This is a genomic window from Candidatus Symbiopectobacterium sp. NZEC151 (assembly GCF_025962655.1).
Classification (GTDB): Bacteria; Pseudomonadota; Gammaproteobacteria; order Enterobacterales; family Enterobacteriaceae; genus Symbiopectobacterium.
The window spans coordinates 1,363,587-1,376,354 of record NZ_JAGFPE010000001.1 but is presented as its reverse complement, the minus strand read 5'-3'; the positions used below and the strand labels follow the sequence as shown (position 1 = coordinate 1,376,354).

Below are 12,768 nucleotides of genomic sequence, written 5' to 3'. Positions count from 1 at the left end.
GCGTTGTTCAGATGATTACTGTGCGCTGGGCGCAGGCAGTGAGGCCATATCGATGACAAAACGGTAACGCACATCGGCGCGTTCCATACGATCGAAAGCCTCGTTGATCTGGTCCATACGAATCATTTCGCAATCGGGCAGGATCTGTTTTTTCGCACAGAAATCAAGCATCTCCTGCGTTTCGCGGATGCCGCCAATCAGCGACCCTGCGATACGTCGACGTCCGAGGATCAACGGCACCGTGGTCGGTTCTGCCAGCGGGCCAACTTGCCCCACCAACACCAGCGTGCCGTCGACTTTCAACAGCGGCATGTAGGGGTTCACGTCGTGCTTGACCGGAACGGTATCAATAATCAGATCGAAATGGGATTGTGCGGCCGCCATGGCAGCGCTGTCGCTGGAGACCAGAAGGCGGTCAGCCCCGAGCGATAACGCATCGGCTTCTTTGCTGTTGGTGCGGCTCATTACCGTAACATCAGCGCCGAGACCCGCCGCCAGTTTGACGGCCATATGGCCTAAACCGCCCAACCCAATGACGCCAACCCGGCTGCCGGGGCCGACATTCCAGGTGCGCAGCGGAGAATAGGTGGTAATGCCCGCGCACAGCAGCGGCGCGACATGCGCCAGCGTCAGGGTATCCGGTACGCGCAGCACAAACTCTTCACGCACCACCACATGCTTGGCGTAGCCGCCGTAGGTGTTTTCTCCGGTAATGCGATCGGGTGCGTTATAGGTATCGGTTCTGCCATTGGTGCAAAACTGCTCCTCGCCCTGGTGGCAATGGTCGCACTCTTGGCAACTGTCGACCAGACAACCCACTGCAACCGCATCGCCCACGCGAAAACGGGTAACGTCGGCCCCGACCTGGGTGACGCGTCCAACAATTTCGTGGCCGGGCACGGCGGGGTAGAGCGTCCAACCCCAGTCGTTGCGTGCCGTATGCAAATCCGAGTGACACACGCCGCAGTATAAAATTTCCATAGCCACATCATTGGCGCGCAGGGCGCGGCGTTCAAAGGTGAACGGGGTGAGCGGCGTGCTGGGGCTCAATGCGGCGTAACCGATAGTTTTCATGGTAGGCTCTCTGTTTGGCGTGATTGACGGTCTGCGTCGAAATAAAAGGATGATGCGGCTGGCGATTAGCGCGCATCGTCGTGTTATGGCGGCGCGACACGGTATTACGTCGAGCGTAGCGCATCGCGTAATCCGATACCAGATAGCAAAATGTGCATGCACCAATGAGTATAATTCATGAATCTCGACGTGAGGCATGCTGTTTGCCATTGCTATCGTGATTATCGACGTGGGCGTGCAGAGTGAACAGCGCGCTGTGTGGCTAATAACGCGATGCCCGAACGTTATATTCGGGCATCTTTTTTTATTTCTCACTCTGGGGCAAGGAAATAAACAATACGATAATCCCAGAAATAAACGCACAGACAGCCAGCGCAGAGAAGGCGTAATAATAGCTGTTACCAAAGGTGTCCAGAATCATCCCCATAGCGATCGGTGCGGATAACGATCCCAATTGCCAAATGGTATTAAGGAATCCCACTGCCGCACCGGTTTTTTCTACCGGAACCAGCTCACCGATAAACGTATTCATTACCGGGCTGTAAGCGAAGGCGGTGATCCCTAACAGCGGAATCAGCACATAAAGCGCACTGACGCTGTTATTGCGACTAAACCACATCAGCGCAGGCACCAGCACCAGCAGCAATGTTGACAGATAATATTTCTTGTTTTTGCGTTGGAATTTATCCATCAGGGAGCCGGTCAGCGGCTTGGCGATCACGGAAGCAATGGCATACAGCGACATCCAGGAACCGGCAGTCACCAGTGACAAGTTCAGTTGACCGTTCAGGTAGGTGTTTGCCCATGATGCTGTGCCCCAGGTGGCAGCCATGGCAAAGAAGCCAGAGAGGCCCAGTAACACCAGATTGCGGTTCTTGAACATCGACAGCACGTCACGCCAGAACGTTGAGGGGGCGCTACTGGCTTTGGGCTTATCGGTCTGCACCGGGTTAGGCAGGTAGAAGAAGGACAGCGCAAAGAACACCAGCGGTATCAATCCCATAATAAAAAAGGTGTATTGCCAGCCGTGCTGCTCGGTAAACGGCGGTGCTGCCAGATTCACCAGCAGTAATCCGCCGGTGGTGCCGGTTTGCAGAATGCCGGTCGCCATCCCTTTGTTTTTCGGGAACCATTCAAAGATGGCACGCAGGCAAGCGGAGAACGTGGCCCCGGAGCCGATACCGGCCAGCACGCGGATCATAAAGCCGGTGTTATAGCTGGTCACGGTGCCAAACAGCAGGGTACTGATACCTAATGCCAACAGGGTACCGAGAATCACTTTACGGTAGCCGAGTTTGTCGGTTAACAGGCCTCCCGGCAGATTGGTCAACACGTAGCCGAGATAAAAGGCAGACATAAATCCGCCCATTTGCGCCTTGGTTAACCCCAGGTCGACGGAAATGGTGGGGATTATTGGGTTAATCAATAACCGTGAAAAAAAGGAAAGTAAATAGCAGGCATACACCAGCACAAATATCGTAATGTGCTTTCGGGTAATATGCGAGGTAGGTTGAACCATCGTTTCTGTTTTCATTGTGTTTCCCTGATTTAAATGAGCGCGCCTTGTCGTTTTAATTCGCTTTGGATCGCGGTTATATCGTTTTCTGTTGGCGTGTTTTTCATGCTGGCGGCAATACCTGCGGCGTGACCGGTTAAAAATGCCGTACCCATAACGCGTACCGAAGCAAAGGCTTCGTTGTCGCAGGAAATAATTCTTCCCGCCAACCACAGATTATCGATATTGATACTTTTCAGACTGCGCAGTGGAATTTCGTAATAGCCGTCATCTTTGATCCAGGTATATACCTGCATCTTGTTGGCAGAGGTATGGCGTTCAATCGGCCAGCATCCGCGTGCGATGGCATCGTCAAAGGTGGCGGCATTGACCACATCGTCACCGGTCAGCGCATATTCACCCACCGCATGGCGCGATTCGCGAATACCGATATGCGGTCCGGTGTTGATGACGTAGGCCTGTTCAAAACCCGGCAAGTAGCGTTTGAAGGTGTCCAGATAGGCCATCGCCTGCTTGCGTGCGCGAATTTGTCCTTGTGTCAGGCTGTCGGCGTCGAGCGGGTTCACCTTCTCATTGCACAGAATGGCGATGACATCCTCGGTACCGACGATACGCATGGCAAAACCGCTGTCTTTGCTGAGCGGTGTAATGCCCGCCGCCTTGCCTTGGGCGATGGCGGCACGCAGCGCTGTCGGGCTGACATCCGCATCGCTTGCCACGCCGCCAAAGCGTGTCAGCAGCGAACCGAATTGCAGGTTTTCTACGTCGGGTGACGTGTGTTCCGCACCGGACAGGTAAACCAGGTTGCCATCGCCGCTGGCATCGACAAAGGCCTGTGCCGTGATGTTTATCTTGCCGCCATCGGTCAGTAAGGTAATGCTTTTGATGGTATTTCCGCTGCGCACCACGTCGCACAGCTGGCTGTTTAGCAACAGGTGGGCACCGGATTGCATGACCAGCTCTTCCAATACAATCTTGGTCATTTCGTTGTTCACCGGGAACATAACGTTGCCCCATGGCGATCTCAGCGGTTCGCCGCAGCCGTGGTATTGTTTGAGTTTCTCCATTACCATGCTGGCGACGCCGCCCGCTATTTGTTCGCTATTTTCATGACGCGTAAAAAAGCCGTCATAAGTCGGAATTGAACAATGCGTGGCTTGCCCTCCCAAATAGGAGTTTCTTTCCACCAATAACGCTTTTTTCCCTGCCTGTGCTGCGCCAATGGCTGCTGCAACACCGCCGGCACCGCCGCCGATCACCACAACGTCATAATTATTTTGAAGCATTGTTACTCCTGTTCGCCGATAAATTGATGGCGGCTATAGTTGCGGAACAGCGATCAGGATAGTGGGATTAGCCTCACATTATTTTTTTTGAAATAATGGATATCATTTATTAATAATTTCGATAAAAAAGGTTTTTCATTTCATGTTGAATATTAAAAATATCATTCATTTTCAGGTTCTTAGTAAAGTTGGCAGTTTTACCAAGAGCGCGATTATGTTAAATATTTCACAATCGAACTTAACACACTCAATTACAAAATTAGAACAAGAGATCAACATCAAATTAATCAACCGCACGACACGCACTTTTTCACTGACGGAATTTGGTGCTATTTTTGCGCAGCGCTGTGAGCGCATTGTCGATGAATTCGATCAGTTAATGGCGATCGTCGATGCTCATCAGGAGCAGGGGACATTAGATCATGCTTTTATCGGCGTTATTCCGCCTGTCGGGCGTATGGATTTTTTTAAAAACTTCCTGGCATTAAATCAGACCGCCAAAAATATTAATTACTCCTTTGTCGACGGCTCCAGCCATGCCCTGATTGAAAAAGTGAAAAATACAACGTTGCTGGCGGCGTTCGGTACCCCGTCACAAGAGGAGCTTGACGATGGTCTGCTGGATCATCATCTCGTGCTGGAAGATCACGTTGTCGCGGTGTTGCCGCCACAGCACGCGCTGGCGTCGAAATCGGAGATAGGTTTGTCAGACTTGGCGCATGAAAACGTTATTTTGCCGCAAAAGGATACGGGGGCATATTCTATTATTTCAACGGCATTTTCTCTGGCGGGTATTAAGCCCAGACAGTATAAAGAGTGTAGCCAGATCGATATTGTGATGGATATGGTTGAGAGCAATGCGGGCATTGCGCTATTTTCCAGCTCAATTGTTGATTTATATAAACGTGAGCATGTAGTGACTATTCCGCTAAAGCAGAAAATCAATAAATCGATATACCTGAGTTTTTTACGTCGTAACCGAAAAAATAAATTACTGACGCCGGTCATGGATATGGTGACGCAATAATCGCGCCGTGTTTCTACCGCAGTGGGTTGTGCGTGCCATGCTGGTGAGTGCTGTCGTCTACTTTGCAATCGGCAAGTCGGCAAACCGGGTGGTATACGCAGGTGACAACATGTTGCGCTTCATCGCCCAGGGCTGCTGAATGCCTTGTCCGGCGAACCATATCGCCCCTTTTCCTGAGGTATTTACCTGATCAATAACCTGCATAAGCGTCGCGCTATTGGCTTGCGGTTGGTTGGTGTCGAACAAATTAAGCTGGGCCGTGCCCTGGCTGTAAAAATCGCTCAGCATGACACCGGCTTTCATGTAACGGTGTCCGTTGGTCCAGATGCGATCGAGCGCCTGAGTAGCCACACGGATAATGTCGCGCGTGTCGCTGGTGGGAATACTCACTCTGCCGGAGGCCTGATTACCATAGAAGACTTCACCATCGGCATGTGGGCTGGTGCGCAAAAACACGCTCACCTGACAGCAATATTGCTGCTCCTGCCGTAGCTTTTCGGCGGCGCGCTCGGCGTAGGCGCAGATAGCCTCATGCATATCGACATAATCAGTGATGCGATAACCGAATGAACGGCTACAGACGATCTGCTGTTTTGTTGGTGCAAACTCATCCAGTCCGAGGCAGGGTTCGCCGCGCAATTCACGCACGGTGCGTTCCAGCACCACGTTAAAGTGTTTGCGAATCAGCCAGGTTGGGCTTTCCGCCAGGTTTAGCGCGGTTTCTATGCCCATCAGATTGAGTTTTTTGCTGATACGCCGACCCACGCCCCACACCTCGCTGACCGGCACCAGTGACAGCAGCTTGCGCTGTCGATCGGTATTCGACAAATCCACCACGCCGCCTGTTTTTTGCCACATCTTGGCGGCATGATTTGCCAGCTTGGCCAGCGTTTTGGTTTGTGCGATACCGACGCCGACCGGCAGCCCGATCTCTTTAAGCACTTTTTGCTGGATCTGCTGGCCTAACAGAGCAAGAGGCGTGGCGTTGCTGACGCCGGACAAATCCATAAAGGCTTCATCGATCGAATAGATTTCCAGCGTTGGCGCTAGCTCAAACAACGTGGCCATGACGCGGTTGCTCATGTCGGCATAGAGGGTGTAGTTCGAGCTGAACACGGCTATTTGCGCATCGGGAAACGCTTTTTTCATCATGAAATAGGGCGCTGCCATTTTTATCCCCAGCGCTTTGGCTTCTCGTGAGCGAGATATCACGCAACCGTCATTGTTGGACACCACCACCACCGGTTTTCCGCGCAGGTCCGGGCGAAACAGGGTTTCACAGGAGGTATAGAAGTTATTGACGTCGATAAGGGCAAACATGGTGTAAATCTCTGTATCTGTATTTATATACAGTACATTTGTGAGGGTGGGACGATCAAGCGGTATTGCATGTGCTGCCAGCAATGCATTGATAGGGCGGGATAACTATTTTTATTCGCCGCACGTGCAGGCAAATGACACACATGCTCCATGATAGCCTCGGTGAGCAAAATCGATTAGCATGTCGGTAAATTTTCGCCCTGTGCATTCACGGATACTGACGCGTTTACGGCCACGATGAGCAAACTGGATTACATAAAGCATTACCCATCAGAACTGATCGCGAGTGTCGATAGCTTGCTGCAATCTGGCAAGCTGGCTGCGGTGATTAAACAAAAGTACCCAGCGACGCATACGGTGACAAATGACAAGCAGCTCTACGAGTATGTCAATGGCATTAAAAACCGCTATCTGAAAAAGGAAAGCGCGCTTGCCAAAATTATGTATGACGGCGCGTTAAATCCGGTTAAAGGCACGCTCGGCACCAATACGTTTATCTCCAAAAATCATGGCGGGAAGTTAAAAGCCAAGAATGAGATCAAGATAGCAACCCTGTTCAGGAACGCGCCGGAAGCCTTTTTACGCATGATCGTGGTGCATGAACTGGCGCACCTGCGTGAGAAAGACCACAACAAAGCCTTTTATCAGCTCTGTTGTCACATGGAGCCGGACTACCATCAGTACGAGTTTGACATGCGTTTATGGTTGATCTGTAAAGAAGAAGGGCTGATTTAACCGAATGTGATGCGTCGAGCGCTAGACGCATTTTGATGTTTTCTCCCGCTAGCGCATGGCTTTTACCGTAAAAGTAACCACGCCGAAGATCTCAAGCGCTTCCTCATGCTGAAAGTGTATCGGTGAATAGCGCGTGTTATGCGGCACCAATTGCAGAAAAGGGCGGGTGCGCAACTCCTTAACGGTAAATTCGCCGTCCACGGCGGCCACCACGATATCACCGTGCTGTGCCGTCAATGCCCGATCAACCACCAGTAAGTCGCCGTTGCCAATGCCGGCATCAATCATCGAATCACCGCTGACACGGATAAAGTAAGTGGCATTGGGGTGCTTGATCACCAGTTGATTGATATCGAGCCGATCCTCCACGTAGTCCTGCGCTGGGCTGGGGAAACCACAGGGGACGTGTTCGATAAAAAAGGGCAACGAAGCGGTATTGACGCTGAGGCGTGGGAGCAGTGCGGGAGTGGATAACGGCATGATGATTTTCTCTATATATGTATATAAATACAGTATATGTGCGATGCTCATCGATCAAGCGGTTTTCTGATAGTTTCCAGTAATAGCCTGATATGCTGAATGATTTAAAGGCGAGATTAGTATGGTGACGCGTTCTCCGTCGGATGCACTCACAACATTAGCAAGAAACGCTTTTCTACCGTAGTTATCGATGACGGTTTGTAGGCATAGTGATTGATGTCAACGGGTTATTGGTGCAATGCAGGGCATTGAAAACTGGAGGATGAATTTTGTTGCTGCTAATCTTTGTCCATGAACGTGTCTTTTAGTGGACACCTTACCAGCCGTAATCGTCCGCTGAACATGGATTGTCGGCGTAGTACGTTTAGGAAAAACGGTGATACGCGTGACGCGTCTTGTCTGGTATCTTATCTACCACAATGCCTTTCCCTGATGGTGGGTATATTGAAACACCTATTTTTCTTCTAAGAGTCTGAGTCTTATGCTGTCTACATTGATTTACCGAAGCCGTGCAAGCCGAATCTTTGATCTATCGCTGCTCGATAAGCTAGTGGCGCAGTCTCAGGCGCGTAATGTGACGCTGCAACTGACCGGTATTCTGATCTTTGATGGCAGCCATTTTCTTCAGGTTTTGGAAGGTGAACCCGACATCGTGAATCAGCTATATGACGCTATCTGCGACGATCCTCGCCATGACAGCGTGGTTGAGTTGATGCGTGATTATGCGGCGAAGCGCCGTTTTATCAATATGGGCATGGCACTGTTTGATTTACGCCATGATAAACCCGGTGCCGTGCTGCGTGCGGTGATAAAAACCGGCGCGCTGCGCTATAACCTGGCGAGTGATGACCGGATTTATAAATTTATTCGTACCTTTGTGGAAGGGCGCTGGAAGAAACAGCTGGCCTACAGCAGCGAGCCTGAGTCGTGGGGCTTCTTATCAGAAGCGCCGCCCTTTGCTTCACCACCAGAATCGTCGTTTTTGGGGCAACCTTGCCAGTTCGCGTTGCAACCGATCGTTGAGCCGCTGCGCGGACAAATCAGCTCGTTTGAAGCGCTGATTCGTGGTCCGAACGGTGAGTCGCCACAGGCTTTTTTTGCGTCGATCCCGCCTGACAAACTGCATGAAACCGATCTTTCGTCCAAAGCGTGGGCGCTGGCGTTGGCGAAAAATATCAATATTGGTAGCCATAAAATTTCTATTAACCTGCTGCCAATGTCGCTGGTCAAGGTGCCGAATGCCGTTGATATTTTACTGGAGCAGATTGCCCGCAATGGCTTGGTGCCTGAACAGGTCATCGTTGAAGTGACGGAGGATGAAGTCATTTCCAGTTTTGACGCGTTCTCCTCCGCTATTCGGCAATTACGTTCGGCGGGGATCGGTCTGGCTATCGATGACTTTGGTGCCGGGTTTGCCGGACTATCGCTGCTCGCGAAGTTTCAGCCCGGAAAGGTCAAGATTGATCGCAGTATCGTAACGGATATCCAGGCTCATGGGCCCAAGCAGGCTATCGTCCAGGCGATAGTTAAATGTTGCGCGGAGTTGGAGATCAGTGTCGTTGCGGAAGGGGTGGAAACGGTGGAAGAGTGGTGCTGGTTAGAAGCCGCGGGCATTCGGCGTTTTCAGGGATTCCTCTTTGCCAAACCCAAACTTAATGGCGCGCCCGCGATTTGCTGGCCACATCGGCGGGGCTGATTGCCGAGCAAAACGTTACAGGGCAACCAACCGACCCGCGTTTATCAACCGCGTTTTCCCAAAATATGTACTGGGGCACTTATGCCCGCAGCCTGTATTCCCAAGGCATTGATGTTTGTCGCTATAAGCTACGCTGGAGAAAAGCGTCAATATCATTCATTGCCTGACGGCGAGCCTCTGGTGTTGGATTAATCATCAGATGGTCGGCATAGCCGTTGAGTAATGCACTGAGTTGGCGGGTGACCTGCATCACATCGATATCCTTCGTGACATTCGCTGCAATAATGTCGCTCAATAACCGATCCCAGGCATGGGTCATTGCTAACGCCAATTCGGCATAACGCGCTTCACGAATAGCTTTGCGCCACAATGCGCTATAAAGCTGCCAGATAGCATCGGTAGTTTCGGGTAAATATCCGGTAATAAACGCGCGCAGCTGTTGCTCGGGCGGCGCTGCCTGCACGGTTTGGGTGAAATTATCTAAATCGGTCAGCATAAAACGCGAATAAGCGTCGAGACACAGTGTCTGCCAGTCCGAAAAATAGTGGTAAATATGGCTGCGTGAGAGATTCAATGCTTCTGTTAACTCGCGCGTAGTGACATTTTCACTGCCCTTTTCGATAAAAAGGGCAATAGCGGTATCCAGAATTTTTTCCCGCAGTGTGGTGCGATCTTCTTTCATACTTTTGTCCGCATTGACTTTGAGCAATCGCTCAAATACACTTTGTTCGGTTTTGAGCAGGTGCTCAAAATTATCACTCACGAATGAATGACCATGCAAAACACATCTTACCATGTCAGCACTGCGCGCTCTCATAGCGCGATGGGCACACTGAAAAAACTGGCCGTCAGGCATAAGAAAAAGCTGTTTTTAACGCTCTTGCTGGTTGTGGCGGAGAACGTGGTCTATTTGCTCTATCCCTTACTGGCGGGGTTTGCCATCAATGCGATTATGAGCGGTCAGGCGGCGCAGGGGATTTTTTATGCCGTGCTGGTGCTATTTATGTGGGTGATCGGCGCCGCGCGGCGCAGTATCGATACGCGTACCTTTGCGCGTATTTATGCCGCGCTTGCTGTCCCGGTGATTTTGACGCAGCGCGAGGACGCGCAGAATAACTCTACCATTGCCGCCCGTGTGGCGCTGTCTCGGGAATTTGTCAGCTTTTTTGAAACGCATTTACCCCTGTTCATTACGTCATTGGCATCGATGTGCGGTGCCGTTGTCATGCTGCTGGCGATTGAGCGGACGGCTGGGTTTCTCTGCCTGGGGATACTGATTTTTTTCGCTTTTTTCCTGGCGGAGTACACGCGTCGCAATGAGGCGTTGTACCAACGGCTTAATAATCGGCTGGAAAAGGATATTACGATCGTCAGTAACGCCGGAGAAGGAAAACTGCACCGTCATTATGATGTGATGGCCCGGTTACGAATTCGCCTTTCCGATCGTGAAGCATGGGGTTATCTGGCGATTGGTGCCGCATCGGCACTGCTGTTTGGCGGTGCCATCATGCTGATGGCAGGGAAAAAAGGCATTGATGCCGGACACGTCTATTCGGTGATGACCTACTTATGGATGTTTGTGATGAGTCTGGATGACAGCCCGGCGTTGCTGGAAAAGTACGCGCAGTTGAAAGAGATTGGTAAACGCGTGAATACGGGTCTCGGTTGACGCGGGTTACCGGTTTATTCCCGCACCAGTCGGGCGATCGCCTGTAAAATTTTTTCCCGGCTCATGGGGTGACGATTAAAAAAATTATGAATGGTATACCCCTCAATCAACACATCCAGCGTCCATGATGTCTCCTCGCTAAAATGGCGGTGCAGGGCGGCTCTGCTGCGCGACATCCACTCCTGCAACAGCGCGCGATAGGCTTCCTGGCGCGAAGCCAGCGCATAGAGTTCAAAGCTTAACGTCAGGTGGTTCGGCGTTGCCCAGATATTTCCACAAATCAGATCGGCGACGGCCTCACAGGCATCGTCAATGTCTTCTGCCTGTGCCAGGCGTTGATGAAAGGCGTGAGAGATTTCGTCAATCATAACGATGAACGCGTCGATCAGCAGGGCATCAATGCTTTTATAACGGTACGTCAACGTTCCCGGCGACAGTTGCGCTTGTGCCGCCACCCGGCGATAGGTTGCCCCGCGCACGCCGTGCTCAAGGATCACGGTTAACGTTGCCTGAGCGATTCTGGTCCGTGTATCTGTGCCATTGTCTTCCCGATCGCACGAAACGGCCATATCCTGCTCCTTATTCCCCATTACTGATGCGCTGGGCTAGTGAAAGTTACCACTGCTGCATTCTACGCTATCCGGCACCATGAGGCGATAATCGCTGTCGTTGGTGTTTCATTCTAAAAGATAGTCAATATACAGCTATTTCATCCGTTATCTCAGTCTGTGATATTCTTCAAATTCATAAATGAAAATATTTTCATTTAAATAAAATGATTAATAATCAATATATTACTGTGATTTTTATTTTTAAAGTGGAATGCCATGGGATTTTATTCAAATATGTGGCTGTTGCACCGTTGGGTGAGTCTTTATTCTGAACCCATAATCCAAACTATCTCGAAAACCAAGGCCTGAAAATGCGTTGGTCGTGAGAGTACTGACGTTGAGAGTCGGGGAAGGAGACTGTTTTGAATAACATGGTTGCATTTTATACCAATAAGAAAGTGGTATTTTTGCTGGCGACACTCTGTTGCCTGCTGTGGGGAAGTTCTTATCCAGCGATAAAAAATGGCTATGCGCTTTTTCATATCGCTGACGGCGATATTCCAGGGAAACTGTTATTTGCCGGTTATCGCTTTGCGATTGCAGGAATCTTGTTACTGCTGCTGGCAAAAATACGAGGGTGCTCACTGACGCAGTTAATGCCGGGTCAACCGAAACAGTTGGTGATCCTCGGGTTAAGCCAAACCGCTGTGCAGTATACGCTATTTTATATTGGTCTGGCGCACACCACTGGGGTTAACGGATCGATCATGAATGCCACCCAGACGTTTTTCAGCGTACTGTTGGCGCATTATTTGTACAACAATGACAAGTTGAGCATCAATAAAAGTATCGGCTGTCTGGTGGGCTTTATGGGTGTTGCCATCGTGAATATCAACGGGCTGGGCGATTTCACGTTTACGCTGATGGGCGACGGCTTCATCGTGATGTCGGCGTTTTTAATCTCTGCGGCGAGTATTTACGGTAAACGTATCTCTGCTGCCATGGATGCGACAATGATGACGGGCTATCAACTGACGATTGGCGGCGTGGTGATGCTTGTGGCGGGCTACCTTTTGGGGGGCAGTATTCGCGTCGAAAGCGGTACGGCCTGCATGGTGCTGTTATATCTGGTGCTGATTTCTTCGGTCAGTTTTGCCTTGTGGAGCCAACTGCTGAAATACAACAAAGTGGGTGTGCTTGCGCCGTTTAACTTCCTGATCCCGGTTGCCGGTGTGCTGCTCTCTGCGCTGTTTTTGGGCGAGAAAATGCTGGAATGGCGCTATGCCATCGCGTTGGTGCTGGTGTGTGCCGGCATCGGAATGGTCAATCGTCAGGCGTGGCGGCCATCCTCAAGATAATGACTGTCTCGCTTTTCCGTTGGTGCCAGACAACAGGCACCAACGGCGAGGTCAAA

12 protein-coding genes are annotated in these 12,768 nt (G+C 50.9%); 5 read left to right on the top strand and 7 right to left on the bottom strand.

The window, feature by feature from the left end; all coding sequences use genetic code 11:
- Positions 1–15 precede the first annotated feature (15 nt).
- The 3 genes from J5067_RS06060 to J5067_RS06050 form a co-directional block, all read right to left on the bottom strand.
- Entirely contained in the window at positions 16–1,074 is a 1,059-nt protein-coding gene (locus tag J5067_RS06060; protein WP_264642961.1) for an NAD(P)-dependent alcohol dehydrogenase, read from the bottom strand.
- 304 nt (positions 1,075–1,378) lie between these two features.
- Positions 1,379–2,608 carry an MFS transporter gene (locus J5067_RS06055; protein WP_264642960.1) on the bottom strand — a complete coding sequence of 410 codons (1,230 nt, stop codon included), beginning with the start codon at positions 2,606–2,608 and terminating at the stop codon, positions 1,379–1,381.
- A 14-nt stretch (positions 2,609–2,622) separates the two neighbouring features.
- Entirely contained in the window at positions 2,623–3,876 is a 1,254-nt protein-coding gene (locus J5067_RS06050; protein ID WP_264642959.1) for an FAD-dependent oxidoreductase, read from the bottom strand.
- A 142-nt stretch (positions 3,877–4,018) separates the two neighbouring features.
- Between J5067_RS06050 and J5067_RS06045 the strand changes: the two genes are divergently transcribed.
- Positions 4,019–4,903: a LysR family transcriptional regulator gene (locus J5067_RS06045; RefSeq protein ID WP_264628359.1), complete on the top strand. Its 885-nt coding sequence runs from the start codon at positions 4,019–4,021 to the stop codon at positions 4,901–4,903.
- 57 nt (positions 4,904–4,960) lie between these two features.
- Here J5067_RS06045 and umuC read toward each other — a convergent pair whose 3' ends face one another.
- Entirely contained in the window at positions 4,961–6,223 is a 1,263-nt protein-coding gene (gene umuC / locus J5067_RS06040) for a translesion error-prone DNA polymerase V subunit UmuC (protein WP_264642958.1), read from the bottom strand.
- Between the two features lie 237 nt (positions 6,224–6,460).
- Between umuC and J5067_RS06035 the strand changes: the two genes are divergently transcribed.
- Complete coding sequence (locus tag J5067_RS06035; protein WP_264642957.1) at positions 6,461–6,958, top strand: YgjP-like metallopeptidase domain-containing protein; 498 nt, start codon at positions 6,461–6,463, stop codon at positions 6,956–6,958.
- 48 nt (positions 6,959–7,006) lie between these two features.
- On the opposite strand, the gene umuD is transcribed toward J5067_RS06035, so the two are convergent.
- A complete protein-coding gene (gene umuD, locus J5067_RS06030; RefSeq protein ID WP_264642956.1) occupies positions 7,007–7,438 on the bottom strand; it encodes a translesion error-prone DNA polymerase V autoproteolytic subunit in 432 nt (143 codons plus the stop codon).
- Between the two features lie 481 nt (positions 7,439–7,919).
- Here umuD and J5067_RS06025 point away from each other — a divergent pair, with 481 nt between their 5' ends.
- Positions 7,920–9,134, top strand: coding sequence for a diguanylate phosphodiesterase (locus J5067_RS06025; RefSeq protein WP_264642955.1), 1,215 nt, complete (start codon positions 7,920–7,922; stop codon positions 9,132–9,134).
- 121 nt (positions 9,135–9,255) lie between these two features.
- On the opposite strand, the gene J5067_RS06020 is transcribed toward J5067_RS06025, so the two are convergent.
- Positions 9,256–9,816 (bottom strand): TetR/AcrR family transcriptional regulator, encoded by a 561-nt coding sequence (locus tag J5067_RS06020; protein ID WP_264629186.1) that lies wholly within the window; start codon positions 9,814–9,816, stop codon positions 9,256–9,258.
- 93 nt (positions 9,817–9,909) lie between these two features.
- Between J5067_RS06020 and J5067_RS06015 the strand changes: the two genes are divergently transcribed.
- Complete coding sequence (locus tag J5067_RS06015; protein ID WP_264642954.1) at positions 9,910–10,803, top strand: ABC transporter six-transmembrane domain-containing protein; 894 nt, start codon at positions 9,910–9,912, stop codon at positions 10,801–10,803.
- A 14-nt stretch (positions 10,804–10,817) separates the two neighbouring features.
- On the opposite strand, the gene J5067_RS06010 is transcribed toward J5067_RS06015, so the two are convergent.
- Complete coding sequence (locus tag J5067_RS06010) at positions 10,818–11,372, bottom strand: TetR/AcrR family transcriptional regulator (protein ID WP_264642953.1); 555 nt, start codon at positions 11,370–11,372, stop codon at positions 10,818–10,820.
- 413 nt (positions 11,373–11,785) lie between these two features.
- On the opposite strand from J5067_RS06010, the gene J5067_RS06005 reads away from it, so the two are divergent.
- Positions 11,786–12,712, top strand: a complete 927-nt coding sequence (locus tag J5067_RS06005) for a DMT family transporter (RefSeq protein WP_264650851.1) — start codon at positions 11,786–11,788, stop codon at positions 12,710–12,712.
- The last annotated feature ends 56 nt before the right edge of the window (positions 12,713–12,768 follow it).